Annotated in this window: 22 protein-coding genes; 6 read left to right on the top strand and 16 right to left on the bottom strand. The window is 52.1% G+C overall.

Features of this window, described 5'->3' with window-relative positions:
• Positions 1 to 6 precede the first annotated feature (6 nt).
• From nrfD to nrfA, 4 genes are read right to left on the bottom strand one after another with little or no spacing between them, the layout of a single operon-like run.
• A complete protein-coding gene (nrfD, locus tag A1SC_RS04520) occupies positions 7 to 963 on the bottom strand; it encodes a cytochrome c nitrite reductase subunit NrfD (RefSeq protein ID WP_016262779.1) in 957 nt (318 codons plus the stop codon).
• Entirely contained in the window at positions 960 to 1,631 is a 672-nt protein-coding gene (nrfC, locus tag A1SC_RS04525; RefSeq protein ID WP_000220276.1) for a cytochrome c nitrite reductase Fe-S protein, read from the bottom strand. Before nrfC ends, nrfD begins: the two co-directional genes overlap by 4 nt.
• The gene (gene nrfB / locus A1SC_RS04530; protein WP_010377524.1) at positions 1,628 to 2,194 is read right to left on the bottom strand and encodes a cytochrome c nitrite reductase pentaheme subunit; all 567 of its coding nucleotides are present in this window, start codon (positions 2,192 to 2,194) and stop codon (positions 1,628 to 1,630) included. The genes nrfC and nrfB overlap by 4 nt, the downstream gene beginning before the upstream one ends.
• Before the next feature lie 44 nt (positions 2,195 to 2,238).
• A complete protein-coding gene (gene nrfA, locus A1SC_RS04535; RefSeq protein WP_000196871.1) occupies positions 2,239 to 3,675 on the bottom strand; it encodes an ammonia-forming nitrite reductase cytochrome c552 subunit in 1,437 nt (478 codons plus the stop codon).
• Between the two features lie 392 nt (positions 3,676 to 4,067).
• Here nrfA and acs point away from each other — a divergent pair, with 392 nt between their 5' ends.
• The 3 genes from acs to actP all read left to right on the top strand — a co-directional run bounded on the left by acs (position 4,068) and on the right by actP (position 8,138).
• Positions 4,068 to 6,026, top strand: a complete 1,959-nt coding sequence (acs, locus tag A1SC_RS04540) for an acetate--CoA ligase (protein ID WP_000078190.1) — start codon at positions 4,068 to 4,070, stop codon at positions 6,024 to 6,026.
• A gap of 151 nt (positions 6,027 to 6,177) precedes the next feature.
• The gene (locus tag A1SC_RS04545) at positions 6,178 to 6,492 is read left to right on the top strand and encodes a DUF485 domain-containing protein (RefSeq protein WP_001517575.1); all 315 of its coding nucleotides are present in this window, start codon (positions 6,178 to 6,180) and stop codon (positions 6,490 to 6,492) included.
• Complete coding sequence (actP, locus tag A1SC_RS04550) at positions 6,489 to 8,138, top strand: cation/acetate symporter ActP (RefSeq protein WP_000832601.1); 1,650 nt, start codon at positions 6,489 to 6,491, stop codon at positions 8,136 to 8,138. Before A1SC_RS04545 ends, actP begins: the two co-directional genes overlap by 4 nt.
• A gap of 97 nt (positions 8,139 to 8,235) precedes the next feature.
• Here actP and A1SC_RS04555 read toward each other — a convergent pair whose 3' ends face one another.
• From A1SC_RS04555 to soxR, 3 genes are all read right to left on the bottom strand, one after another.
• Entirely contained in the window at positions 8,236 to 9,885 is a 1,650-nt protein-coding gene (locus A1SC_RS04555) for a Na+/H+ antiporter (RefSeq protein WP_016262778.1), read from the bottom strand.
• A 150-nt stretch (positions 9,886 to 10,035) separates the two neighbouring features.
• On the bottom strand, positions 10,036 to 11,385 hold the full coding sequence (gene ghxP, locus A1SC_RS04560; protein ID WP_000106896.1) for a guanine/hypoxanthine transporter GhxP: 1,350 nt from the start codon (positions 11,383 to 11,385) through the stop codon (positions 10,036 to 10,038).
• 544 nt (positions 11,386 to 11,929) lie between these two features.
• Positions 11,930 to 12,394, bottom strand: a complete 465-nt coding sequence (gene soxR / locus A1SC_RS04565) for a redox-sensitive transcriptional activator SoxR (RefSeq protein WP_000412428.1) — start codon at positions 12,392 to 12,394, stop codon at positions 11,930 to 11,932.
• A gap of 85 nt (positions 12,395 to 12,479) precedes the next feature.
• On the opposite strand from soxR, the gene soxS reads away from it, so the two are divergent.
• A complete protein-coding gene (gene soxS / locus A1SC_RS04570) occupies positions 12,480 to 12,803 on the top strand; it encodes a superoxide response transcriptional regulator SoxS (RefSeq protein WP_000019357.1) in 324 nt (107 codons plus the stop codon).
• A 3-nt stretch (positions 12,804 to 12,806) separates the two neighbouring features.
• Here soxS and A1SC_RS04575 read toward each other — a convergent pair whose 3' ends face one another.
• Positions 12,807 to 14,393 (bottom strand): EAL domain-containing protein, encoded by a 1,587-nt coding sequence (locus tag A1SC_RS04575; RefSeq protein ID WP_016262777.1) that lies wholly within the window; start codon positions 14,391 to 14,393, stop codon positions 12,807 to 12,809.
• A gap of 447 nt (positions 14,394 to 14,840) precedes the next feature.
• Between A1SC_RS04575 and A1SC_RS04580 the strand changes: the two genes are divergently transcribed.
• Positions 14,841 to 15,122, top strand: a complete 282-nt coding sequence (locus tag A1SC_RS04580) for a YjcB family protein (protein ID WP_000224316.1) — start codon at positions 14,841 to 14,843, stop codon at positions 15,120 to 15,122.
• Between the two features lie 97 nt (positions 15,123 to 15,219).
• Here the strand turns inward: A1SC_RS04580 and ssb1 are convergent, their stop codons facing one another.
• Positions 15,220 to 15,756 (bottom strand): single-stranded DNA-binding protein SSB1, encoded by a 537-nt coding sequence (gene ssb1, locus A1SC_RS04585; RefSeq protein ID WP_000168305.1) that lies wholly within the window; start codon positions 15,754 to 15,756, stop codon positions 15,220 to 15,222.
• 250 nt (positions 15,757 to 16,006) lie between these two features.
• On the opposite strand from ssb1, the gene uvrA reads away from it, so the two are divergent.
• Positions 16,007 to 18,829 carry an excinuclease ABC subunit UvrA gene (gene uvrA / locus A1SC_RS04590; RefSeq protein ID WP_000357769.1) on the top strand — a complete coding sequence of 941 codons (2,823 nt, stop codon included), beginning with the start codon at positions 16,007 to 16,009 and terminating at the stop codon, positions 18,827 to 18,829.
• A 207-nt stretch (positions 18,830 to 19,036) separates the two neighbouring features.
• Here the strand turns inward: uvrA and A1SC_RS04595 are convergent, their stop codons facing one another.
• The 7 genes from A1SC_RS04595 to A1SC_RS04625 form a co-directional block, all read right to left on the bottom strand.
• Positions 19,037 to 19,393: an MmcQ/YjbR family DNA-binding protein gene (locus A1SC_RS04595; RefSeq protein ID WP_000155671.1), complete on the bottom strand. Its 357-nt coding sequence runs from the start codon at positions 19,391 to 19,393 to the stop codon at positions 19,037 to 19,039.
• A gap of 3 nt (positions 19,394 to 19,396) precedes the next feature.
• A complete protein-coding gene (locus A1SC_RS04600) occupies positions 19,397 to 19,813 on the bottom strand; it encodes a secondary thiamine-phosphate synthase enzyme YjbQ (protein ID WP_016262776.1) in 417 nt (138 codons plus the stop codon).
• A 110-nt stretch (positions 19,814 to 19,923) separates the two neighbouring features.
• Positions 19,924 to 20,637 carry an acid phosphatase AphA gene (aphA, locus tag A1SC_RS04605; RefSeq protein WP_010377498.1) on the bottom strand — a complete coding sequence of 238 codons (714 nt, stop codon included), beginning with the start codon at positions 20,635 to 20,637 and terminating at the stop codon, positions 19,924 to 19,926.
• Positions 20,638 to 20,866: 229 nt separating this feature from the next.
• Positions 20,867 to 22,060: an aromatic amino acid transaminase gene (gene tyrB, locus A1SC_RS04610; RefSeq protein WP_016262775.1), complete on the bottom strand. Its 1,194-nt coding sequence runs from the start codon at positions 22,058 to 22,060 to the stop codon at positions 20,867 to 20,869.
• A 242-nt stretch (positions 22,061 to 22,302) separates the two neighbouring features.
• A complete protein-coding gene (gene alr / locus A1SC_RS04615) occupies positions 22,303 to 23,382 on the bottom strand; it encodes an alanine racemase (RefSeq protein ID WP_001147291.1) in 1,080 nt (359 codons plus the stop codon).
• A gap of 52 nt (positions 23,383 to 23,434) precedes the next feature.
• The gene (dnaB, locus tag A1SC_RS04620) at positions 23,435 to 24,850 is read right to left on the bottom strand and encodes a replicative DNA helicase (protein ID WP_001517572.1); all 1,416 of its coding nucleotides are present in this window, start codon (positions 24,848 to 24,850) and stop codon (positions 23,435 to 23,437) included.
• A 72-nt stretch (positions 24,851 to 24,922) separates the two neighbouring features.
• Positions 24,923 to 25,957 (bottom strand): LacI family DNA-binding transcriptional regulator, encoded by a 1,035-nt coding sequence (locus A1SC_RS04625; RefSeq protein WP_001129779.1) that lies wholly within the window; start codon positions 25,955 to 25,957, stop codon positions 24,923 to 24,925.
• Positions 25,958 to 26,153 lie beyond the last annotated feature (196 nt).

The following is a 26,153-nucleotide window of genomic DNA, read 5'->3' as shown; positions in this document are numbered from 1 at the left end:
TCTGGCCTACGCCACCGTCAACTGCCCAGCGTAGAGAATGAAAAAGCGCAGCATCAACACACCGATCAGGCTGGCTCCACACGCCGCCAGCACGGCGGGAATGCCGGAACTGCGATTCACCCACGGTTTGAGCAGCATTGGCACAATCAGCCCCAGCCCGACAACGCCAAGCCAGAACCATCCTGTCCAGAAACCGCCGCCCAATGCTGCCACCAGCGCCCGCACTTTACCGTCATCGCCCAACGCCAGACCGACGAAAAACGCCACCAGCAGGAAGATTTCACCCCATACAACGGGTATTTCCATACGGTGAACAAAGTGCGCTTCCGTGGAATGCGGGTTATTGCGCTGGCGTATCGCCATGGCGATCAGCGCCACTGCCGCACCGGACGAGATGCCGGAGAACAGGAACAGCACCGGCAGAATCGGGTTATTGAGGAACGGATACGATTTCAGCGCCGACAGCAGAAAACCGGTATAAGCCCCCAGCAACACCGCCAGCACCAGCATCAGCGTTTCCAGCCCGCGATGAACAGGCGTCAGCAGGGTCAGAACCTTTTGCACGATCCCCAGCTTCGGCAACCAGCGTTGTTGCAGGGCAAGCAAATCTTGTTCAAAGATTTTCGCCAGCCACAGCACCAGCACCACCATGTAGAGCTGAAACAGCATCACCCCCATCGACATCACCGAGGTAAAACTGTAGTGGAACATCAGTTTCCAGAAGATCCACGGCTTCGTCAGGTGGAAGACGAGGATCAACAAACCGAGGATCACCGCGCCAGGCCCGACAAACAGCGTGGTACGCAGCAACGTACTGTCTGCACCGCCCACCTGTGGATAGAAACGACGCAGCAACACAGCCAGCGTCACCAACCCCGCAGAAATTCCCACTAAAAACAGATAGATGGCAATCGGCCAGTCCCACACCAGCGATTCAAAATGAAATGCGGAAGCCTGAGTCATTGGCTTACCTCCCCGTATTTAAACGGCACGCGGTACAGCTTCGGCTTGGTTCCCAGCGCCAGCTTGTAGCGGTAAGTGGTTTTCTGGCGCAGCAGTTTTGAAATTTCACTGTTGGGATCATCCAGATTGCCAAATGTCAGCGCCTTCGTCGGGCAAGCCTCAACGCACGCGGGCAGCTTACCGGCCTGCAAATTGGTCTTACGGCAGAAGTCGCATTTGTCCGCGGTCTTCGTGACCGGATGGATAAAGCGCACGCGGTACGGACAGGCGGCGATGCAGTACTGACAACCGACGCAGAGATCCGGATTAACATCGACAATCCCGCTGGCGGCATCGCGAAAAGATGCACCGGTCGGGCAGACGTCAACGCACGGCGCATGGTCACAGTGCTGGCAAGACTTACGGAAGAAGCGATATTTCACATCAGGAAATTCGCCCTGCGGCTCGCTGCGAATAATCGTCAGGCGCGAAACACCTTCCGGCACCTTGTTCACTTCCCGACAAGCATCCATACAGGCGGTACAGCCGATGCATAACGACTCGTCATGCACCATGCCGTAACGCACGCCATTGATATTCAACGTTTTCGCCACCACGCGCCCTGCGGTGCCGCTGACGGCTGCCAGCACGCCGACGCCGGTGAGAAACTGGCGACGAGACCAGGTCATGGCTGCTCCTTAAGCAACGGAACAGACGCCGGGTTAAAGTTCGGATTGGTGCGCTGATCGCTGTGGCAATCGACGCAAATCTTAATCCGTCCTTTGTCACTTAACGTCTGCATCGTATCTTGCTGTGGATGCAGGGAATGACAACTGGCGCACGCCACTTTAGTGACATGAACATCGTGCGGCCAGAATGCTTTTTGCAACTGTTCCGGTAGATGACAGGACATACAGACACTGTTCTGCTCTCCAACGTTGTACATCGGCTCGTTAAAGCGCATCACATCTTTCACCCCTTCGCGATGTTGCGGCGACGGCTGGCCGTGACAGTTGGTGCAGGTAACCGGCAGTTTGTTATTCGGATTGATAACGGAAGCATGTTTGCCATGCATACCTTCGGTGTCTGGCTTATGACAGTCCAGACAGGCGGCGTCCGGGTTACGCTGCTGGGTAACTTCGTAGCGATCATCAGATACCTGCGCTGCAGGGGTAGCGGTAATTCCGTTCAGGCTCCACAACAGGCCCGACGCCAGCACCCCGGCAGTTAATAACGAACGTAATACGCTCATATTCACTCCATTGTGTTTTCCGCCCCTTGCGAGGCGGAACGGGGTTATTGGCTTAACAGACCGTTTTTACGTGCCTGCTCTTCCCACTGCGGGATCACCGTTTTGATAAAGTCCTGCTTCTCGGCCTTGATTTGTTCCATGTTCAGGCCAATTGCCTGCTGGGCTTTCTCTTTGGTCGAGATATCCGGGATCTGGATTTCATGGGTGATACCTTTGGTCGCCAGCAGGCGCGCCAGTTTGGTACGCGCATCAGCGGCTTTATCCATCGCCGTGCCGAGCATCCGCAGACCTTCTTCCGGTGCATGCATATGAATGCCGTGGGAAGCGATCGCCAGATCCCAACGCCACTGGGCATGACGGATGTCGTCCTGAATCGGCTTCATCTCGGCTTCCGTAGCGCCTGCATCCAGTGCCGCTTTCGCTTCGAAGTGAGCGTGAACCAGTTGATCCTCAACCTTGATTTTCAGGTCATTAATCGACTGTTTACGCTCCGCGACCACTTTTTGCAGCGTGGCTTTGTCCTGGGTATGACAGTTCGCACAAGTCTGGGCGAAGTTATCAAACGGATTGCCAATTTTATGGTCGGTGTAGAGTTTGCCTTCCGCGTTCTGCACTTTCGGCATGTGACAGTCGATGCAGGTCACGTTGTTTTTGCCATGAATGCCCGCAGTCCAGGTTTCATATTCCGGGTGTTGCGCTTTCAGCATCGGCGTTTTCGACAGGGAGTTGGTCCAGTCGGAGAAGGCAATTTTGTCGTAATACTGCTCCATATTTTCGACTTTCATGCCGTTATCCCACGGGAATTTAACGGCTTTATCTTTACCGTCAAAGTAATACTCCACGTGGCACTGACCGCAGACCATCGACTGCTGGTCAAAACGACCACCTTTCTCAAAAGGCTTACCAATGGCTTCCATCGCACGTGCCGCATACGGACGGGAAAGAGTTAACTCTGGTTTGCCTTTGGCGAACTCTGGCGAAGCGGTGTTATGGCAGTCAGCGCAGCCCAGGTTGTTGACGATTTCCGGGCCCCCGCGCGCCCATTTACCGTGGAAGTAACCATCTTCTCCGTCTTTCTGGATCAAACGCGCCACGTCCGGGCTTTTACAACTCCAGCAGGCCATTGGCATCGTGCCATCTTCGGCATTTTTCGGCGCACCGGTACGCAGGGTTTCGCGCACATCGGTAACGGCGTAGGCATGACCGCGCGGTTTGTTGTAATCGCGCGAGAAAGGATACCCCGCCCACAGGATCACCAGTCGTGGATCTTCCGCCAGTGCGTCAACACGCTCTGACTGTTCCGAGGTGGCTTTCCAGGAGAGATATTGATCGGGATGCTGCGGGGCAAAGGTTTCATTCTTCGCTTCCACAGTTACAGGTTTCGCGGGAGCGGCCGTTTGTTCAGCATGAACAGAAGTGAGAAAGAAAAAAGGAACCAACAAGCTGAAGAAACGGCGTGCGTTTATTTTTATCCTTGTCATAGGGGCTTCATCCAAATTTTGCCATTGAGGCAATGGCAGTTTTTATTGTTTTTTCATAACAGTAACCGCACATACACTGTCATGACATTGCTCGCCCCTATGTGTAACAAATAACCACACTCTGAATGTTGTCTTTAATCAATTGTAAGCGCATGTAAAATACCACTTTAGAGTTAGTCGGTATTTTTCCCGTTTCCAACGGTATGCATAACTGCATGTTCCTCAAAGAATTAATCAACTTTTGTTAGTGACCTTCAAAAATACCCTGCCGTTTATTTGCACTATTCTGCTTTTGCGTGATCTGCCGCCCAAATACTAAACAAAACTACCAATACCCCTACATTTAACGCTTATGCCACATATTATTAACATCCTACAAGGAGAACAAAAGCATGAGTCAAATTCACAAACACACTATTCCTGCCAACATCGCAGACCATTGCCTGATAAACCCTCAGCAGTATGAGGCGATGTACCAACAATCCATTAACGCACCAGATACTTTTTGGGGCGAACAGGGAAAAATTCTCGACTGGATCAAACCGTACCAGAAGGTGAAAAACACCTCCTTTGCCCCGGGTAACGTCTCGATTAAATGGTACGAAGACGGCACGCTGAATCTGGCGGCAAACTGCCTTGATCGCCATTTACAAGAAAACGGCAATCGTACCGCCATCATCTGGGAAGGCGACGACGCCAGCCAGAGCAAACATATCAGCTATAAAGAGCTGCATCGCGACGTTTGCCGCTTCGCCAATACCCTGCTCGGGCTGGGCATTAAAAAAGGCGATGTTGTGGCGATTTATATGCCAATGGTGCCGGAAGCTGCGGTCGCAATGCTGGCCTGCGCCCGTATTGGCGCGGTGCATTCGGTGATTTTCGGCGGCTTCTCGCCGGAAGCGGTGGCCGGGCGCATTATCGACTCTAACTCACGACTGGTGATCACCTCTGATGAAGGCGTGCGTGCCGGGCGCAGCATTCCGCTGAAGAAAAACGTTGATGACGCACTGAAAAACCCGAATGTCACCAGCGTTGAACATGTCATTGTACTGAAGCGTACTGGCGGAAAAATCGGCTGGCAGGAAGGCCGCGACCTGTGGTGGCACGACCTGGTTGAGCAAGCCAGCGATCAGCACCAGCCGGAAGAGGTCAACGCCGAAGATCCTCTGTTTATTCTTTATACCTCCGGTTCTACCGGAAAACCGAAAGGCGTGCTGCACACTACCGGCGGTTATCTGGTTTACGCGGCGCTCACCTTTAAATACGTCTTTGATTATCATCCGGGTGATATCTACTGGTGTACCGCCGATGTGGGCTGGGTTACCGGGCACAGTTATTTGCTGTACGGCCCGCTGGCCTGCGGCGCGACCACGCTGATGTTTGAAGGTGTGCCAAACTGGCCGACGCCTGCCCGTATGGCGCAAGTGGTGGATAAGCATCAGGTCAATATTCTCTATACCGCGCCAACAGCCATTCGCGCACTGATGGCGGAAGGCGATAAAGCGATTGAAGGCACCGACCGTTCGTCGCTGCGCATTCTCGGTTCAGTAGGCGAGCCAATAAACCCGGAAGCGTGGGAGTGGTACTGGAAGAAAATCGGCAACGAGAAATGCCCGGTGGTCGACACATGGTGGCAGACCGAAACCGGCGGTTTCATGATTACCCCACTTCCTGGCGCTACCGAACTGAAAGCCGGTTCGGCAACGCGTCCGTTCTTCGGTGTGCAACCGGCACTGGTAGATAACGAAGGCAATCCGCTGGAGGGCGCGACCGAAGGCAGCCTGGTGATGACTGACTCCTGGCCGGGCCAGGCGCGTACGCTGTTTGGCGATCATGAACGTTTTGAACAGACCTATTTCTCCACCTTCAAAAATATGTATTTCAGCGGCGACGGCGCGCGTCGTGATGAAGATGGTTATTACTGGATCACCGGGCGTGTGGACGATGTACTGAACGTTTCTGGTCACCGTCTGGGGACTGCGGAGATTGAATCGGCGCTGGTTTCGCATCCGAAGATAGCCGAAGCCGCGGTGGTCGGTATTCCGCACAATATTAAAGGCCAGGCGATTTACGCCTACGTCACGCTTAATCACGGGGAGGAACCGTCACCAGAACTGTACGCAGAAGTCCGCAACTGGGTGCGTAAAGAGATTGGCCCGCTGGCGACGCCAGACGTGCTGCACTGGACCGACTCCCTGCCTAAAACCCGCTCCGGCAAAATTATGCGCCGTATTTTGCGCAAAATTGCGGCGGGCGATACCAGCAACCTGGGCGATACCTCGACGCTTGCCGATCCTGGCGTGGTCGAGAAGCTGCTTGAAGAGAAGCAGGCTATCGCGATGCCATCGTAACCCACAATTGCCTGATGCGATCCGGCCTACATTCGGCAACGGCTGTAGGCCTGAAAAGGCGCATCAGGCTATGGGTTACCTGGGCGTTAACCCTCTCCCACAAGGGAGCGGGAATTAAAACAATCCCTACATTACCTCTGGAGAATCTGTGATGAATGGCACTATTTATCAGCGGATAGAAGACAATGCGCATTTCAGGGAGTTGGTCGAAAAACGGCAACGGTTTGCCACCATCCTGTCGATTATTATGCTGACAGTTTATATCAGCTTTATTTTACTGATTGCCTTTGCGCCTGGCTGGCTGGGCACTCCGCTGAATCCGAACACCAGCGTCACACGCGGTATTCCCGTTGGCGTCGGGGTGATTGTGATCTCCTTTGTTCTCACTGGTATCTACATCTGGCGGGCGAACGGCGAATTCGACCGCCTTAATAACGAAGTCCTGCATGAGGTACAAGCGTCATGAAAAGAGTTATGACGGCGCTTGCCGCCACACTCCCTTTCGCAGCGAACGCCGCGGATGCCATTAGCGGGGCCGTAGAACGCCAGCCAACAAACTGGCAGGCGATTATTATGTTCCTGATTTTCGTCGTGTTTACGCTTGGTATCACCTACTGGGCATCAAAACGCGTGCGTTCCCGTAACGACTACTACACCGCAGGCGGTAATATCACCGGCTTCCAGAACGGTCTGGCGATAGCCGGTGACTATATGTCTGCCGCCTCATTTTTGGGGATCTCCGCGCTGGTGTTTACCTCCGGTTATGACGGCCTGATCTACTCGTTGGGCTTCCTGGTAGGCTGGCCAATCATTCTGTTTCTGATTGCCGAACGTCTGCGTAACCTGGGTCGCTATACCTTTGCGGATGTCGCCTCATACCGTTTGAAACAAGGGCCAATCCGCATTCTTTCGGCCTGTGGGTCTCTGGTGGTGGTGGCGCTATATCTCATCGCCCAAATGGTTGGTGCGGGTAAACTGATCGAGCTGCTGTTCGGCCTTAACTATCACATCGCCGTGGTTCTGGTTGGCGTATTGATGATGATGTATGTCCTGTTTGGCGGCATGTTAGCAACCACCTGGGTACAGATTATCAAAGCCGTTTTGCTGCTGTTCGGTGCCAGCTTTATGGCCTTTATGGTGATGAAGCACGTCGGTTTTAGCTTCAACAATCTGTTCAGCGAAGCGATGGCAGTACACCCGAAAGGTGTCGACATCATGAAGCCGGGCGGGCTGGTAAAAGATCCAATCTCCGCACTCTCGCTGGGGCTGGGACTGATGTTTGGTACGGCAGGTCTGCCGCACATTCTGATGCGCTTCTTTACGGTTAGCGATGCTCGCGAAGCGCGTAAGAGCGTGTTCTACGCCACCGGCTTTATGGGTTACTTCTATATCCTGACCTTTATTATCGGCTTTGGTGCGATCATGCTGGTCGGTGCAAATCCGGAATATAAAGATGCGGCGGGCCATCTTATTGGCGGTAACAACATGGCGGCGGTTCACCTGGCCAATGCGGTGGGCGGCAACCTGTTCCTCGGCTTTATTTCAGCGGTTGCTTTCGCCACCATCCTCGCGGTGGTTGCAGGTCTGACGCTGGCAGGCGCATCGGCGGTTTCTCACGATCTGTACGCCAACGTCTTCAAAAAAGGCGCGACCGAACGTGAAGAGCTGCGGGTATCGAAAATCACCGTGCTGATTTTGGGTGTGATTGCGATTATCCTCGGCGTGTTGTTTGAGAATCAGAACATCGCCTTCATGGTGGGTCTGGCGTTTGCTATCGCCGCGAGCTGTAACTTCCCAATCATTCTGCTTTCCATGTACTGGTCGAAACTGACTACGCGTGGTGCGATGCTGGGCGGCTGGTTAGGCCTGATTACAGCGGTAGTGTTGATGATCCTCGGCCCAACGATTTGGGTGCAGATCCTCGGTCACGAAAAAGCCATCTTCCCGTATGAATACCCGGCGTTGTTCTCCATCTCCGTGGCATTCCTCGGTATCTGGTTCTTCTCGGCAACCGATAATTCAGCGGAAGGCGCGCGCGAGCGTGAACTGTTCCGTGCGCAATTTATCCGTTCCCAGACCGGCTTTGGCGTTGAGCAGGGCCGCGCGCATTAATCTCCGTTTGTCCCTGGTCGCCTGACCAACGGTAAAAAGGTGCGATGTACTGCACCTTTTTACCGATTGCGTCAGGCTATCTTACGCCGTCAGAGCGTTACTGATTTTCTTCAATTAACAACGCTTCCAGCAAATCAAGATCGTGCAATAATTTTTGCAGCGTTTCGTTGCTGATCTCCCGCGTGGCGCGCAGGTGGTACAGTTCAGCACGTTCAGAACGCAGTGCCGCCAGACGGAAGCGGCGTTCCAGGTCTTCTTCCAGGATTGAACTTTCAACATCATTACGCCCATCGGCGCGACGACGCAGGTTACCAATCACACGAGAACTCACCTCTGTGAGCAACTGGTTATCGATGTTCTCTTCGGTGTCCGCCGCCAGACGTTCTTCCATTTTCTGGATCGCCACAATCGCTACTTCAGCCGTTGCCGCGCGTGCAATGCGTTCCTCTTTCAACTGCTGGGAATGATCCGCGACTTCAATGTGTTGCAGCAAAATAGGCAACATCACTACACCAACAAACAGCGAGAAGAGAATCACGCCAGCCGCCAGGAACACCAGCTCATAACGCGCCGGGAAGACGTTACCATCCGGCAACAGCAGAGGAATGGAGAGCACACCGGCCAGAGTGATTGCCCCGCGCACCCCAGCGAAAGACGCGATCAGGATTTCTCGTGTGGTCCACGAACCAAACTCCATCGGCTTCTTCTTCAGGAAGCGGTTACTGAGCTTTTTCATCGTCCACAACCAGCCAAAACGAACCAGCATTAAGGCGACATAAATCAGCACGATATCGACAAAGAGCATCCAGACTTCGACGTTGGGGTCGATTTCCGCCGCCATCAGCGACGTCTCCAGAATGCCCGGCAATTGCAGGCCCAGCAGCAGGAACACCATACCGTTAAAGACAAATTCCAGCATCGCCCAGGTGCTGTTGGCACGCAGTCGCATCGCCAGCGGCGCACGGCGCATCACACCGGAGCGGGTGATGGTCATACCGGCGGCAACCGCTGCGAGGATGCCGGAAACGCCAATATGTTCGGCAATAAGATAAGAGGCGAACGGCAGCAGGAACAGCAGTACGATCTGCGTTGCCGGTTCATCACCGCCCCAGCGACTCAGGAAACGCAACGAGCGACCATACAGCCAGCTCACCGCAGAACCGGCGAGAATACCGCCAATTGCCACTTTCATAAATTCGACCGTCGCGCCGCCAACGGTGAAGATCATCGTCCCCATCGCGACTGCCACGGCAAACTTCAGCGACACCAGGCCGGAGGCGTCATTCATCAACGCTTCGCCCTGCAAGATGCCCATAATTTTTTTCGGTATGCGCCCTTCTCCAACAATCCCGGAGAGCGCTACAGCATCGGTCGGAGAGAGCACCGCCGCCAGCGCAAAAGCGGGGATCAGCGGAATACCTGGCACCACCCAGTAAATAAGGAAGCCAATGCCGACCACGGTGACGACGACCAGCGCCAGCGCGAGACCGAAGATCTCCCGGCCATGCTCAAGAAATTCGCGGGTCGGCGTTTTCCAGCCATCCGCGAACAGCAACGGCGGGATAAATAAGACTAAAAAGAGTTCTGGGTCAAATTCCACATGCAAACCAAACGTCGGCCACGCCAGTAGCGCACCAATGGCGATTTGCATAAGCGGAAGCGGGATCTGAAAGGGCATGACACGAGTGACCACCCCGGACAGCGAGACCACGAGGGTCATTATCAGTATGGTGAAGAAGATTTCCATGCGTTCCCTGTTTGCGATGTTTTTTATGATTTGAGAAAGGTTTTATACCCGGATTCTCAGTTTTTCAGAATATCGCAAAAGCTCACACAATGTACGGAGAAAATAAAAACGGGCAGCAATTGCTACCCGTTTTCAGAATCTTATTAAAGATTAGATAGCCCAGCCACCCGCGTAGAAGGTGACCAGCGCCACAGCGATAACGACCGTACCAATGTTCAGCTTACGCCATTCGCCAGAGACCAGACGGCCAATCACCAGAGTCGCGAAGCCGATCATGATGCCTGTTACGATGTTACAGGTCAGCACGATGAATACTGCCGTTACCAGACCCGCCATTGCATCGACAAAATCAGCAAAGTCGATTTTCGCCACGTTGCTCAGCATCAGCAGGCCAACGTACATCAGCGCCGGAGCCGTTGCGTAACCCGGAACAAGATAAGAGAGCGGAGAGAGGAACAGAATCAGCAGGAACAGCACGCCAACGGTGATAGCCGTCAGGCCGGTTTTACCGCCCGCCGCTGTACCCGCCGCAGACTCGATGTATACCGCAGCCGGTGCCGCGCCAACCAGGCCGGAGAAAACGCTACTCAGGGAGTCTGTAGTTAGTGCTTTACCACCGTCAATAATCTGCCCGTCTTTATCCAGCAGATTCGCCTGACCAGCAACTGCACGGATGGTTCCGGTAGCGTCAAAGACCGCCGTCATCACCAGCGCCAACACGCTCGGCAAGACCAGTGGGTTCAGTGCCCCCATAATGTCCAGGCTGCCAATTAGCGAATTGCCGTTCTCATCACTCAATGAAGGCATGGCAAAAACGCCGGAGAAATGGACATTAGGATCGAAGATCAGGCCCACAATCGAGATACCGATAATGGTCAGCAGAATGCCACCCGGTACTTTCAGTTTTTCCAGGCCGATGATCACAGCCAAACCTACCAGCGACATAATCACCGGGAATGTCGCGAAATCACCCAGCGCAACCGGCAAACCATCAAGCGGGTTTTTAATCACCAGACCGACGCCGTTGGCAGCAATCAGCAGCAAAAACAGGCCGATACCAATCCCCGTGCCATGCGCCACGCCGTGCGGTAAGTTGCGCAAAATCCAGCTACGGATACCTGTTGCGGAAATAACCGTAAACAGCACCCCCATCAGGAACACAGCACCCAGCGCCACCGGAACACTGATATGTTGCCCCAGCACCAGGCTGAATGCGGTAAATGCAGTCAGGGAGATGGCGCAGCCGATAGCCAATGGTAGATTGGCCCACAACCCCATCGCGATAGAACCCATCCCGGCAACCAGACAAGTCGCAACAAAAACGGCCGCTGGCGGGAAGCCCGCTTTGCCCAACATGCCCGGAACGACGATAACCGAATAGACCATCGCCAGAAACGTTGTTAACCCGGCAACTACTTCCTGACGAACAGTGCTTCCACGTTGTGAAATTTTAAACCAGGCGTCGAGTGAACCGCCGGTACGCGCTGATGGCGTAGACATAAGAAAACATCCCCTGAGAGTTTATTTTTCGTCAAGATGCGTGGCGGACAATCCCCTGCCAGCGAAACGTTATCTTCCTGCTTCTGGTTTGCGACAATCGGGGTCGTCGCAAAAAGCAAACGTTTAGCTCCACGCATACAAAACGGGTGGTAAAAAAAAGCAAACGATTATCCGGCGATCATAGCGGCTTTTTCAACCGAAGTTTGCTGCTTTTTTCCCTTTTCTTGTATTGACGATGAAAAACCAGGCAACTGATGCGCAAACGTTATCGTCGATGCGCAAAATTACGGCATTTGTAGGCAACTTGTAGCAAAAGTTTGCGGTAAAAAATCACGCAAGATGAAAAAAATATTGCGGCTAAAAAGGATCACTTTGCACTGGCGAAGAAACGGCGGTGGCATACAATTAAAGTATCAACACCAACCGGAACCTCCACCACGTGCTCGAATGAGGTGTGTTGACGTCGGGGGAAACCCTCCTGTGTACCAGCGGGATAGAGTGAAAGACAAAGGCCGGAAATAAACTAAAGCGCCCTTGTGGCGCTTTAGTTTTGTTCATCTTCCAGCAAACGCGCACCAGTACCTTCTTCGCCTAAGCGATCGCCTGGGTTACGCAACGGGCAGTCGCTACGCGAAAGGCAGCCGCAACCAATACAGCCGTCCAGTTCGTCACGCAACGCAACTAAGGTATGAATTCGCCGGTCCAGTTCTTCACGCCATTGTGATGAGAGTTGCTTCCACTCTTTCGCACTTAATGTATGCCCTTCGGGCAACACACCAAACGCTTCACCAATGGTCGCCAGCGGAATACCAATACGTTGAGCAATCTTGATGATGGCGACATATCGCAACACATCACGCTTATACCGCCGCTGATTGCCGCTGTTACGGATACTGGTAATCAAACCTTTGCTTTCATAGAAATGCAGCGCCGATACCGCCACTCCACTACGTTTCGCCACTTCGCCTGGAGTAAGCAAGGCTTTAATGCGGGGTAATTTCTTTTCCATAAATCGCTTTACCTCAAGTTAACTTGAGGAATTATACTCCCCAACAGATGAATTAACGAACTGAACACTGAAAAGAGGCAGATTTATGTCCCATCAGAAAATTATTCAGGATCTTATCGCATGGATTGACGAGCATATCGACCAGCCGCTGAACATTGATGTGGTGGCGAAAAAATCAGGTTATTCAAAGTGGTATTTACAGCGGATGTTCCGTACGGTGACACATCAGACGCTTGGCGATTACATTCGTCAACGCCGCCTGCTACTGGCTGCCGTTGAGTTGCGCACCACCGAACGCCCTATTTTTGATATCGCGATGGATCTGGGCTATGTCTCACAGCAGACTTTTTCCCGCGTTTTCCGTCGGCAGTTTGATCGCACTCCCAGCGATTATCGCCACCGGATCTAGGGTTTACTGCCCGCGCATGACGTCATGCGCGGGTACTGGCTCTGCCCATGCCATAAAAACCTGCGGCGGCATCGCCTTTGCAAAGTACCAACCCTGACAATAGCGCACGCCGCGTTTGCGCAGCCAGTTGACCTGATCCTCAGTTTCCACCCCTTCTGCAATCGTTTTTAGACCCAGACTGTGTGCCAGTTCGATAATGTGTTCTGCAATCAAATGGCTGGTTTTGTGCGTGGTTAGCGTCTCAACAAACGATTTATCGATTTTCAAGATATCGATATTCAATGAATTAAGATTATGCAAGTTGGAGTAGCCAATACCAAAATCATCGATCGCCACTTCGTAACCAGCCTGACGGAAAGCCAGAATAATCGGCGTCATTTTGGCGACATCAAGAAACGCATGTTCAGTGACTTCAAATTTAATTTGCTGCGGACGCACGGTAAATTGCTCGATTTTTTGATTGGTTAGGGCAATCACCCTTGAAGTATGAAAATCAGAGGCGGATAAGTTAACTGAAATAGAGAGTTCAGGATGTTTCGCCAGCCAGGCACCGAGATCGTCAAACACCCTATTAATGACATAATTGGTAACCTGCTCAATTAGCCCCTTTTGTTCCGCCAGTGGAATAAACTCCGCTGGCGTCATTACCTGTCCCTGAGTCCCCGGCCAACGTAGCAACGCCTCAGCGCCAATACATTTATTCGTTTTAATATCAACAATTGGCTGGTAATAGAGACAAAGTTGCCGTTTTTCGAGAGCACGTTGCAATTTACGCTCAGGAGACTGGTACTTCTGGTTTATACGCAACCAGAGTAAAAGCAGCACCAGGCTGCCCAAAATACCTGCCGGCAAGGCAAATACAAGGTGATTATAAAAATGCGAAAAAATACGCTGGTTTGAGGTTGCTACGATAGCGGCAATGGGACGTTTTGTTGAATGAACTATCGCATATAAATAACCATTCTGCTGTACGGTTATTTCCCTCTGATGAATCAATGGTGAAAAATTTTCTGCGGAGGCCTGTTTGCTTAAAGAGAAAAAGGTTTTCGTCACCGTATCATAAACCCCCCATTGCAGCGTCGGATCGTCAGACATTACCTCGCTCCAGAATAAAGGGTTAATTACCGCGACATAGTTTCCTCGCTGCATATAGGTCATTTTATAACCTGAGAAAAAAGGCGTATCACGGTAATAATAGATTGAGACATCAGGTTCACGCTTATAGTTTGCTGACGCCATCCTGTAGCCGTTAACGGGAACTATTAATGTTGAACATAAAAAAAGGTTATCGTGGGCATATATCAATTCGTTGATATAAAGATAACCGCGGATAATATTCAGCATTTGTTGTTGATGAGTGGGAGTGCAAATTTGTCCCTGATAGCGTTCTGCATCGTCGCTCGCTAAATCTGCCTGCTGAATGACCAACTCGGATTTCTCCAGGGCTAACCGGGCAAAAGCACGAAGTTGATTATTCACTTCCGCTTTAGCCCAAAGGAGGGCAATCCATAGTGAAAGGATAACAGGAAGGAGTACCACAAAGATGATGCCCGGCAACGCCAGCATCCTGCGTCGTGCACTTTGACTCATTTCTATCAATTCCCTGCCTGGTTATACCTGGTCATTGCAAGGTGAAAACCTTGACTACCGACGACGTTAGATAAATCTTACGGTATAAATAGCACTTTTGCCTGATTTGAAATTGATACCTTTATAATCGTTATTTGCATAAAAATAACTCGCTGATATCAAAAGAGCTTTGTTGGAAAAATGCAGGTCAGGCAGGAAATTACAATATTTCTTTATTGTACATTGCCTCGACATCACTGAATAAACCACATCATTAGTGCAGTAATAAAGTCGCGGCATAATCTGGCTAACAAACAACCAATTGTGATATAGTTCACGAAATTTATGAAACAGCAAAAGTGTTTCATTTTTGTGTTCTGAAAGCCCCGCGATAGCCAGAGTGTACCACGCCTCCCGTGAGAAATGCCGCGCTGTCCAGGGTCTGGCAATTTTCTGAGGAAATGTTTGATGGCTACCCTCACCACGGGCGTGGTTCTTCTTCGCTGGCAGCTTCTTAGCGCCATACTGATGTTTCTGGCTAGTACGCTCAACATCCGTTTTCGGCGGTCTGATTATATCGGGCTGGCAGTGATCAGTAGTGGTCTGGGCGTTGTTTCCGCCTGCTGGTTCGCGATGGGACTGCTCGGAATCACAATGATGGATATTGCCGCAATCTGGCACAATATTGAGTCGGTAATAGTGGAAACCACAAATCAGGCACCGCCACAATGGCCAATGATTTTGGTGTGATATGCAGAAGCCTCCATATGGAGGCTTCTTTTTTATCCCTGGCAGATGCGTTAATCACCTACCTTAAAACAATATAATCTATTGTTTTAAAACAAAATCAGAATGGGATATCGTCATCGAAATCCATCGGCGGCTCGTTAGACGGCGCTGCCGGAGCGGACTGCTGCGGGCGAGACTGCGCGCCGCCACTGAACTGATTGCCACCCTGCGGCTGCTGAGGTTGACCCCAACCGCCCTGCGGCTGACCGCCCCCGATGTTACCGCCTGCCGGAGCGCCACCACCCTGACGACCACCCAGCATCTGCATGGTGCCGCCAACGTTCACCACGACTTCTGTGGTGTAGCGATCCTGACCGGATTGGTCGGTCCATTTGCGGGTACGCAACTGACCTTCGATATAAACCTGGGAACCTTTACGCAGATATTCACTGGCCACTTCCGCCAGTTTGCCGAACAGCACAACGCGGTGCCATTCAGTCTGCTCTTTCATCTCGCCGGTCGCTTTATCACGCCAGGATTCGGAAGTAGCCAGCGTAATGTTGGCAACTGCGCCACCATTTGGCATGTAGCGTACTTCCGGGTCCTGGCCCAGATTACCAACGAGAATAACCTTATTTACGCCTCTGCTGGCCATGTTCGTGTCTCCTGAAAAAAACGGTCTAATAAGTGTAAACGCGCGATTGTAGCATTACCAATAGCGGTTTTACCACGATGTGACCTCGGTTCCGGGAAACAAACATGGTCCGACATTGTTACACAGCACTCCGGATTCTGCATTCCAATACTGTATATTCATTCAGGTCGATTTGTGTCATAATTAACCGTTTGTGATCGCCGGTAGCGCCATGCCGCCGGGCAAAAAGTGTTTAATCCGGGAAAGGTGAATGGATAAGATCGAAGTTCGGGGCGCCCGCACCCATAATCTCAAAAATATCAACCTCGTTATCCCCCGCGACAAACTGATTGTCGTTACCGGGCTTTCGGGTTCTGGCAAATCCTCGCTCGCTTTCGACACCTTATATGCCGAAGGGCAGCGTCGTTACGTTGAATCCCTTTCCGCCTACGCGCGGCAGTTTCTGTCACTGATGGAAAAGCCGGATGTCGACCATATCGAGGGGCTTTCACCCGCCATCTCGATTGAACAGAAATCGACGTCCCACAACCCGCGCTCCACGGTGGGGACAATCACCGAAATCCACGACTATTTGCGTCTGCTGTACGCTCGCGTCGGTGAGCCGCGCTGCCCGGATCACGATGTCCCGCTGGCGGCGCAAACCGTCAGCCAGATGGTAGACAACGTCCTGTCGCAGCCGGAAGGCAAACGTCTGATGCTACTCGCGCCAATCATTAAAGAGCGCAAAGGCGAACACACTAAAACGCTGGAAAATCTGGCGAGTCAGGGTTACATCCGCGCACGTATTGATGGCGAAGTCTGCGATCTTTCCGATCCGCCGAAACTGGAACTGCAAAAGAAACACACGATTGAAGTGGTAGTTGATCGTTTCAAAGTGCGTGACGATCTTACCCAACGCCTGGCGGAGTCATTTGAAACGGCGCTGGAGCTTTCCGGCGGTACGGCGGTGGTTGCCGATATGGACAATCCGAAAGCGGAAGAGCTGCTCTTTTCCGCCAACTTCGCCTGTCCGATTTGCGGCTACAGTATGCGCGAACTGGAACCGCGTCTGTTTTCGTTCAACAACCCGGCGGGCGCCTGCCCGACCTGTGACGGCCTCGGCGTTCAACAATATTTCGATCCTGACCGAGTGATCCAAAATCCGGAACTATCGCTGGCGGGCGGCGCGATCCGCGGCTGGGATCGCCGTAATTTTTATTACTTCCAGATGCTGAAATCACTGGCAGACCACTATAAGTTCGACGTCGAAGCGCCGTGGGGCAGCCTGAGTGCGAACGTGCATAAAGTGGTGCTTTACGGTTCTGGCAAGGAAAATATCGAATTCAAATACATGAACGATCGTGGCGATACGTCTATCCGCCGCCATCCGTTCGAAGGCGTGCTGCACAATATGGAGCGCCGTTATAAAGAAACGGAATCCAGCGCGGTACGCGAAGAGTTAGCCAAGTTTATTAGCAATCGTCCGTGCGCCAGTTGTGAAGGGACGCGTCTGCGCCGTGAAGCACGCCACGTTTATGTTGAGAATACACCGCTGCCTGCCATCTCTGACATGAGCATCGGCCATGCGATGGAGTTCTTCAACAATCTCAAACTCGCCGGGCAACGCGCGAAGATTGCGGAAAAAATCCTTAAAGAGATTGGCGACCGCCTGAAATTCCTCGTTAACGTCGGGCTGAACTACCTGACACTTTCCCGCTCGGCAGAAACCCTTTCCGGCGGTGAAGCCCAGCGTATCCGTCTGGCAAGCCAGATTGGCGCAGGGCTGGTTGGCGTGATGTACGTGCTGGATGAACCGTCTATCGGCCTGCATCAGCGCGATAACGAACGCCTGCTGGGTACGCTTATCCACCTGCGCGATCTCGGTAATACCGTGATTGTGGTGGAGCACGACGAAGACGCTATTCGCGCGGCTGACCATGTCATCGACATTGGCCCGGGCGCAGGTGTACACGGTGGTGAAGTGGTCGCGGAAGGTCCGCTGGAAGCGATTATGGCAGTTCCGGAGTCGTTAACCGGCCAGTACATGAGCGGTAAACGCAAAATTGAAGTGCCGAAGAAACGCGTACCCGCAGATCCGGAAAAAGTGCTGAAACTGACAGGCGCGCGCGGCAACAACCTGAAAGATGTGACACTGACGCTGCCGGTAGGTCTGTTTACCTGCATCACCGGGGTTTCAGGTTCTGGTAAATCGACGCTGATTAACGACACGCTGTTCCCGATTGCCCAACGCCAGTTGAATGGCGCAACAATTGCTGAACCTGCACCCTATCGCGATATTCAGGGGTTGGAGCATTTCGACAAAGTCATCGATATCGACCAAAGCCCAATTGGTCGTACTCCGCGTTCCAACCCGGCGACCTATACCGGCGTGTTTACGCCTGTACGCGAATTGTTTGCGGGCGTACCGGAATCCCGTGCGCGCGGTTATACGCCTGGACGGTTCAGCTTTAACGTCCGTGGTGGGCGCTGCGAAGCCTGTCAGGGCGATGGTGTAATCAAAGTGGAAATGCACTTCCTGCCGGATATTTACGTGCCGTGCGACCAGTGCAAAGGTAAACGTTATAACCGCGAAACGCTGGAGATTAAGTACAAAGGTAAAACCATCCACGAAGTGCTGGATATGACCATCGAAGAAGCGCGTGAGTTCTTTGATGCTGTGCCCGCACTGGCGCGTAAACTGCAAACGCTGATGGATGTTGGTCTGACGTACATCCGTCTCGGGCAGTCAGCAACCACGCTTTCCGGTGGTGAGGCCCAGCGTGTGAAGCTGGCGCGTGAATTGTCAAAACGCGGCACCGGGCAGACGCTGTATATTCTCGATGAACCGACCACCGGTCTGCACTTTGCCGATATTCAGCAACTGCTCGACGTTCTGCATAAACTGCGCGATCAGGGCAATACCATTGTGGTGATTGAGCACAATCTCGACGTGATCAAAACCGCTGACTGGATTGTTGATCTGGGGCCAGAAGGTGGCAGCGGCGGCGGTGAGATCCTCGTCTCCGGCACGCCAGAAACCGTCGCAGAGTGTGAAGCATCGCATACAGCGCGCTTCCTCAAGCCAATGCTGTAATCGTTAAGGCCGCTTTCTGAGCGGCCTCAGATTATTGACAAAGTGCGCTTTGTTCTTGCCGGATGCGGCGTGAACGCCTTATCCGGCCTACAAAAACATGCAATTTCAATATATTGCAGGGATTACGTAGGCCTGATAAGCGTAGCGCATCAGGCAATTTTGTGTTTGTCATCATTCTCAGGCCGCTTGCTGAACGGTCTTTTCCTTTCAGAGTTGCACCAGCAATTTACGTTTTTCTTCCGGCAGCAAATTCACCGCCTGCTGATACGACGCATCGACCAGATAATAGATTTGCGAATCCGGCAGCGAGCCATCGAGATAAACAGTGCTCCAGTGCGCTTTGTTCAGATGTCGGCTGGGGCGAACATCACTGTGCTGCTGACGCAGAAGATCCGCCAATTCCGGGCTGGTTTTCAGCGAAACCGCTGGGCGATTTTCCACCTCTTTCACCATCGCAAACAGCACATCTTCAACTTTGATTTGCGTTGCTTTCCAGTCACTATGCACACTCTGTTCTGCGCCTGGTTTTGCCATGCAATATTGTAGCAACTCCGAAATAGTCATTTTTTACTCCCCTTGTAGTGTCGCGATGATGCGACGCGATCCGCCGTGGATACGATGTTCCCCCAGCCAGATCCCCTGCCAGGTGCCGGTCTGAATACGCCCTTTATGCACTGGCAATACGAGCGATACCCCCAGCATTGAGGATTTGATATGAGAAGGCATATCGTCTGCTCCTTCATAGTCATGCTCATAGCTATCGTTATCGGGAACCGCACGGAGGAAAAAACGCTCCATGTCATGGCGTACAGTGGGGTCGCAATTCTCATTAAGTGTCAGAGAGGCGGAGGTGTGTTGCAGCAACAGGTGTAGTAAACCAACATTAACACGCGGCATATCAGCCAGTTGATTCAGAATTTCATCCGTTACCAGATGGAATCCACGAGATTTGGCGCTAAGCGTGAGCGTTTTTTGATACCACATGTGCTGCTCCTTGATAAAACTCTCTTAATCAGTTTGCAGCAAGACAGCGAAAGGATAAAGGTTTGATTAAAAAAACAGCATTCGGGAGAGTGTCATACTCTCCCGCTCTGTCAGTATTCTGAATTGACGATCACCTCTTCGCCAAAAGCACCCGCTTGTGGCAAGGGTTTGTAGGTAGAGTTGGAGGCTCGCAGAATACGGATACCACGAATGCCAACATCACGCGCGGCAGTGATATCGTTATCAGAATCACCATAAAACATTCGGATATTTTTATCCTGCAACCACTGCGTTTTTGTGTTTTGTCCTGGTTTATCGCCCGCAAAAATGACCGGGTTCATACTGGTTGCCGGGATATGAAAGTCATCAGCTAATGTTTTTGAAACCGTTTCTGTTTTCGTTGGGCTACGGCCAGTCACAAAGAAGATAGCGTCGCCGCGGCGGACATGTATATCAATTAGCTGACGTGCAACCTCTTTTGGAATGCTGAATTCATCCCAACCGTTGTTCATCTTTTCCCAGAAGGCCGGGTTTTTCAGATAATCTTCGCTTTCTGGCGAGAATATTTTCTTGCCGCGCCAGAATCCGGGGCTGGAAAACAGAACCGTGTCATCAATATCGAACCCAACCGCCATTGGTGGACGCCCTGCGAGGCTATTTTCAATTTGTGCGACCGATACCCAATGGACAGGTGCCTGTTCAGCAAGTCTGGCAACGTTAGTGCCGGGATTAAGCGGTGAAGGTGAAGAGGCCAGTGCAACAGCGGAACTGTTTAGAGCGAACAATAAGCAAACGGCACTCAATGCCTGTGTGATCTTGCGCATATTTTTCCCTAAATAGTCAGTAAGTTGAAACTTTTTATTGTGATATTTGTTGAAAAAACCATCTGACCATAACGCCAGCAGTGTGAGAAAGGAAGGATTATCTGCGGCTTTTGTGAAGAAAGGGAGCAGGATCACATGAGACCAGCCCATGTTTGTTAATATTTAATAACTTAATGTATTTCCATAGAATAATAGAGCAGGCGGCTATTCAACCGCCTGCTGGCGAACCTTACATCACCGCAGCAAATGCCTTTGCCACACGCTGCACGTTTGCAGAGTTAAGCCCCGCCACGCACATACGCCCGCTGGCGATCAGGTAAACACCAAACTCTTCACGCAGTCGGTCAACCTGGGCGGCGCTTAAACCGGTATAGCTGAACATACCGCGTTGCTTAAGCAGATAATCGAAATTACGCCCCGGCATCTCAGTACTCAGCACCTGCACCAGTTGCTGACGCATTGCCAGAATACGGGTACGCATTTCTTCTACTTCTGCCAACCAGTTGGCTTTCAACGCCTCATCATTCAGCACCGTTGCCACCACCTGCGCACCAAAATTCGGCGGACTGGAGTAAATACGGCGCACAGTGGCTTTCAATTGCCCCAGCACGCGGCCTGCGGCTTCGGCATCTTCACACACTACCGAAAGACCGCCGACACGTTCGCCGTACAGCGAGAAAATTTTCGAGAATGAATTGCTCACCAGAGCGGGCAATCCGGCACTGGCAATGGCGCGAATGGCATAGGCATCCTCGTCCATACCAGCACCAAATCCTTGATAGGCGATATCAAGGAATGGGATAAGCTCACGTGTCTTGAGGATTTCAATCACCGCATCCCACTGGTCATTGGTGAGATCGGCGCCTGTTGGGTTATGGCAACACGGATGCAACAGCACAATACTGCGGGCGGGCAGTGTTTTCAGCGTCGCCAGCAAGTCGCTAAAACGCACACCGTTGGTCGCTTCGTCATACCAGGGGTAAGTGCTCACTTCGAATCCAGCACCGGCGAATATTGCTACGTGGTTTTCCCAGGTAGGATCGCTGACCCAGACGCCTGATTCAGGGAAATAGCGTTTCAGGAAGTCAGCGCCCACTTTTAATGCCCCCGAGCCGCCGAGGGTTTGAATGGTCGCCACACGCTGTTGTTGCAACACCGGATGGTCCGCACCGAACAACAGCGGCGCAAGAGCATGGCGATAGCTGTTAAGCCCTTCCATCGGCAAATAAAGCGAAGCGCCGTGAGGCTGCGCATTCAGGCGCGCTTCCGCTTCTGCGACGGCTTTTAGTTGCGGGATAATCCCGTCTTCGTTGTAGTACAGGCCGATACTTAAATTCACTTTGTCGCCGCGAGGATCTTCTTTAAAACGCTCCATAAGCGAAAGAATCGGGTCGCCAGCGTAGGCGTCAACTTTTTGAAACACGCGATGGTTCTCCAGGTTTACAGGCAGGTGGTTAAAACACAATAAACCGGAAGATGGGGAAGATCGAGAGGATGTTTAGCAATGAGCGGCAATTAATAACGTAGCGCGGCTGATGAAAAACGCAAAACCTCCAGTGACACAAACGACAAGAGTGTATCAATTTATTGAATTTACATCGCGTTGCTGGCCGGATAAGGCTTTCACACCACACCCGGCACAGACAATCAAATATTGCTGAACGATTAATCGACGTATTTCATCGCCACCCTTGACGTCAGGCGCGTGATAAGTTCGTAAGCACTTACTTTTGTCATTGCAGCGATTCGCTCAACCGGCAGACCTTCACCCCACAGAATCACCGGATCACCCGCTTTATCCTGCGCCTCTGGGCCTAAGTCTACGCAGATCATATCCATCGCAACTCGCCCGACGATTGGCACTTCGCGGCCATTGACCAGCACTGGCGTACCGGACGGAGCTGCGCGAGGGTAGCCATCGCCATAACCCATCGCCACAACGCCAAGACGGGTATCACGTTCGCTGATCCATGTTCCGCCATAACCTACAGGCTCCCCGGCTTTATGCCCACGCACAGCAATCAGACTGGAGGTCAGAGACATCACTGGCTGGCAACCGAAATCAGCACCGGTGGAGCCATCTTCCAGCGGCGATACACCGTAAAGAATGATGCCGGGGCGCACCCAGTCAAAATGCGACTGTGGCCATAACAAGATTCCACCCGATGCGGCGATTGAACGCTTGCCGGGCCTGCCTTCGCAAAAGGTATTGAAGATATCGAGTTGTTTCTCAGTCGCGCCGCATTTTGGCTCATCAGCGCGAGCAAAGTGGCTGACAATATTCACCGGCTGACGGACGTTTTTGCATTGCGTAAGTCGTTGATAAAACGCCTCAGCTTGTTCCGGTAACACGCCCAGTCGGTGCATACCGGTGTCGAGTTTCATCCAGACGGTAACTGGCTCCTCCAGATTAGCCTCTTCCAGAGCAGCAAGCTGTTCTTCGTTATGCACGGCGGTATGCAGATGTTCAGCGGAGATCGTCGACAAATCGTCTGCTTCAAAAAAACCTTCCAGTAACAAAATAGGTTGCGTGATGCCCCCCGCTCTAAGCCGCAGAGCTTCTTCGAGACGGGCGACGCCAAAAGCGTCAGCATCGGGGAGCGTTCGCGCGGTCTCAATCAGACCGTGACCGTAGGCGTTCGCTTTCACCACCGCAACCAGTTTACTGGCAGGTGCCAGTTCACGCAGACGTTGCAGGTTGTGTCGCAGAGCGCGGCGGTTAATCACAACAGTTGCCGCTTGCATTTGTGTTCCTTGATAAGTGTTTGCTTTAATTACCTGATTTATAAAATAATTATTACTCGTCGTCGTATTGCGGCCCTGCGTAATTATCAAAGCGCGACCATTGACCGTTAAAGGTCAGCCGTACCGTCCCGATTGGGCCGTTACGTTGTTTACCGATAATAATTTCCGCGATGCCTTTTAAATCACTGTTTTCGTGATAAACCTCATCACGATAGATAAACATGATCAAGTCCGCATCCTGCTCGATGGAGCCGGATTCACGCAGGTCAGAGTTGACCGGGCGTTTGTCGGCACGTTGTTCCAGAGAGCGGTTCAACTGCGAGAGTGCCACCACCGGCACGTTCAGCTCTTTTGCCAGCGCTTTTAGCGAGCGGGAGATTTCTGCAATTTCCAGCGTACGGTTATCGGAAAGCGCCGGTACGCGCATCAATTGCAGGTAGTCGATCATGATAAGCCCGATGCCGCCGTGCTCACGGGCAATACGGCGCGCGCGGGAACGCACTTCCGTTGGCGTCAGGCCGGAGGAATCATCGATATAGATATTACGTTTTTCGAGCAAAATGCCCATCGTGCCGGAAATGCGCGCCCAGTCTTCATCATCAAGCTGCCCGGTACGGATTTTGGTCTGGTCAACACGTGACAGTGACGCCAGAGAACGCATCATAATCTGTTCTGATGGCATCTCCAGCGAGAAGATCAATACCGGTTTATCCTGCAACATCGCCGCATTTTCAACGAGGTTCATCGCAAATGTCGTTTTACCCATCGACGGACGTGCCGCGACGATGATCAAATCCGACGGCTGCAAACCCGCGGTTTTTTTGTTGAGATCGTCGTAGCCGGTATTAACACCGGTTACACCATCGTGCGGCTGCTGGAAAAGTTGCTCAATACGCGCCACCGTGGCGTCGAGCACATCAGCGATGTTCTTCGGTCCTTCGTCTTTATTGGCACGACTTTCGGCAATTTTAAAGACGCGAGACTCAGCAAGGTCGAGCAGGTCTTCACTGGTGCGTCCTTGCGGATCAAAACCGGCTTCGGCAATCTCATTAGCAACCGAGATCATCTCACGGACAACGGCACGTTCGCGCACGATGTCGGCATATGCACTGATGTTTGCCGCACTTGGCGTATTTTTTGACAGTTCCGCCAGATAGGCAAAACCACCAACGCTGTCGAGTTGCCCCTGGCGCTCCAGCGATTCTGCCAGGGTGATCAGGTCGATGGGGCTACCGCTTTCCTGCAAACGCGCCATTTCAGTAAAGATATGACGGTGCGGACGGGTGTAGAAATCGTCTGCCACCACACGCTCGGCCACATCATCCCAGCGTTCGTTATCCAGCATTAAACCGCCCAACACCGACTGCTCCGCTTCGATCGAGTGCGGAGGCACTTTCAGCCCGGCAACTTGTGGATCGCGTTCGCGGGGTTCAGTTTGTTGTTTGTTGAAGGGTTTATTGCCTGCCATAACGAATGGTGTTACCTGATGTTGAACGGGGGACAAGAGAGTATAGCGAGAAACGGTTTCTCGCTACAGCATTTAACGCCCCTGCTTTCCGGTGGAAGCGCGAATTTGCAGGGTTGGGCGATAAACGTAATGGCTGAGCGGCGCATCAGGTTGCGCGATACGCCGTAGAATTTGCTGCGCCGCTTGTTTCCCCAGCGCCAGTGGTTCTACCGCAATGGTGGTTAACGGCGGGTTACTGTAAGCGCAAGCCGCCACGCCGTCATTACCAATCAGCGAAATATCTTTTCCGGCAAGCACCCCTCTTTCGCCTAACGCCGATTCCGCGCCAAAAGCCATGAGATCGTTATAACAAATTACTGCTGTCGGTGGCGAAGGCATATCTAACAGTTGTTGCATCAACTGGTAGCCGTTGGCCTGAGTCGGTTCAGCACGCAGCGAAAAAGCATCAGTACTCCACGGTTGTAAACCATGATGGTTCATCGCCTCCAGATATCCCTGATAACGCATATGGTGCGTAAGCCCCCCAATAAACACGATGTCCCGGTGTCCTTGTTGAATGAGATATTCCGTAGCTTCCCGGACACCGGCGTGGCTGTCCACGCCAACGTAATCGACGGGCAATTGTTGCCAGTCCAGAGGGCGCATCGTGATTAATAAGGGTGTGGAACTGTTGGCATAACGCTGTAAATCGGCTTCTGAGGTGCTGTTTACTGGACAGAGGACAATGCCCGCGACGTGGTGTTCCAGCAAGGTATCAAGTACCTGTTTTTGCCGATCGCTACGCTGGGAGGTATTGGACATTACGGTGATAAAACCGTGCTCCGCCAGCGTCATCTCAAGGCCCATTGTAAATTCAGCGAAGAAAGGGTTGGTCAAATCATCAATCACCACGCCGATAGTCAGTGATTTTTGCGAACGTAGATTGGCGGCAAAACGGTTATAGACATAGCCTAATTGCTCAATGGCTTGTTGGACTTTTTGTTGAGTCTCTTTTTTGATCAACGGACTGTCGTTGAGTACCAGCGACACGGTCGATTTCGAAACGCCAGCCGCACGTGCAACATCGGTTAATGTTACCCGCTTTCTTCCTGTATCCGACTTCGCCATGACTACTCCAATCCCCCATAAGATCAAGGCATTTACTTTATCATAATCTCCTTTTGCTCATGCGATCCGTTACCCCCGGGATCGCAGGAGATCGTCGTTTCGATCACAGATTCACACTTCGCTTATTGTTTTTTTTGCACACCAATCGTACAAATTACGCATAAATTAGATCGTTCCAATTAATTTATAATCACTA

The sequence above is a fragment of the Escherichia sp. KTE52 genome (assembly GCF_000408325.1).
GTDB lineage: Bacteria > Pseudomonadota > Gammaproteobacteria > Enterobacterales > Enterobacteriaceae > Escherichia > Escherichia marmotae.
This window is presented reverse-complemented; position numbering and strand designations above follow the sequence as displayed.

Coding starts and splice junctions, on each gene's coding strand:
- nrfD (WP_016262779.1), bottom strand. CDS start 963: ATGACTCAGGCTTCCGCATTTCATTTTGAATCGCTGGTGTGGGACTGG.
- nrfC (WP_000220276.1), bottom strand. CDS start 1,631: ATGACCTGGTCTCGTCGCCAGTTTCTCACCGGCGTCGGCGTGCTGGCA.
- nrfB (WP_010377524.1), bottom strand. CDS start 2,194: ATGAGCGTATTACGTTCGTTATTAACTGCCGGGGTGCTGGCGTCGGGC.
- nrfA (WP_000196871.1), bottom strand. CDS start 3,675: ATGACAAGGATAAAAATAAACGCACGCCGTTTCTTCAGCTTGTTGGTT.
- acs (WP_000078190.1), top strand. CDS start 4,068: ATGAGTCAAATTCACAAACACACTATTCCTGCCAACATCGCAGACCAT.
- A1SC_RS04545 (WP_001517575.1), top strand. CDS start 6,178: ATGAATGGCACTATTTATCAGCGGATAGAAGACAATGCGCATTTCAGG.
- actP (WP_000832601.1), top strand. CDS start 6,489: ATGAAAAGAGTTATGACGGCGCTTGCCGCCACACTCCCTTTCGCAGCG.
- A1SC_RS04555 (WP_016262778.1), bottom strand. CDS start 9,885: ATGGAAATCTTCTTCACCATACTGATAATGACCCTCGTGGTCTCGCTG.
- ghxP (WP_000106896.1), bottom strand. CDS start 11,385: ATGTCTACGCCATCAGCGCGTACCGGCGGTTCACTCGACGCCTGGTTT.
- soxR (WP_000412428.1), bottom strand. CDS start 12,394: ATGGAAAAGAAATTACCCCGCATTAAAGCCTTGCTTACTCCAGGCGAA.
- soxS (WP_000019357.1), top strand. CDS start 12,480: ATGTCCCATCAGAAAATTATTCAGGATCTTATCGCATGGATTGACGAG.
- A1SC_RS04575 (WP_016262777.1), bottom strand. CDS start 14,393: ATGAGTCAAAGTGCACGACGCAGGATGCTGGCGTTGCCGGGCATCATC.
- A1SC_RS04580 (WP_000224316.1), top strand. CDS start 14,841: ATGGCTACCCTCACCACGGGCGTGGTTCTTCTTCGCTGGCAGCTTCTT.
- ssb1 (WP_000168305.1), bottom strand. CDS start 15,756: ATGGCCAGCAGAGGCGTAAATAAGGTTATTCTCGTTGGTAATCTGGGC.
- uvrA (WP_000357769.1), top strand. CDS start 16,007: ATGGATAAGATCGAAGTTCGGGGCGCCCGCACCCATAATCTCAAAAAT.
- A1SC_RS04595 (WP_000155671.1), bottom strand. CDS start 19,393: ATGACTATTTCGGAGTTGCTACAATATTGCATGGCAAAACCAGGCGCA.
- A1SC_RS04600 (WP_016262776.1), bottom strand. CDS start 19,813: ATGTGGTATCAAAAAACGCTCACGCTTAGCGCCAAATCTCGTGGATTC.
- aphA (WP_010377498.1), bottom strand. CDS start 20,637: ATGCGCAAGATCACACAGGCATTGAGTGCCGTTTGCTTATTGTTCGCT.
- alr (WP_001147291.1), bottom strand. CDS start 23,382: ATGCAAGCGGCAACTGTTGTGATTAACCGCCGCGCTCTGCGACACAAC.
- dnaB (WP_001517572.1), bottom strand. CDS start 24,850: ATGGCAGGCAATAAACCCTTCAACAAACAACAAACTGAACCCCGCGAA.
- A1SC_RS04625 (WP_001129779.1), bottom strand. CDS start 25,957: ATGGCGAAGTCGGATACAGGAAGAAAGCGGGTAACATTAACCGATGTT.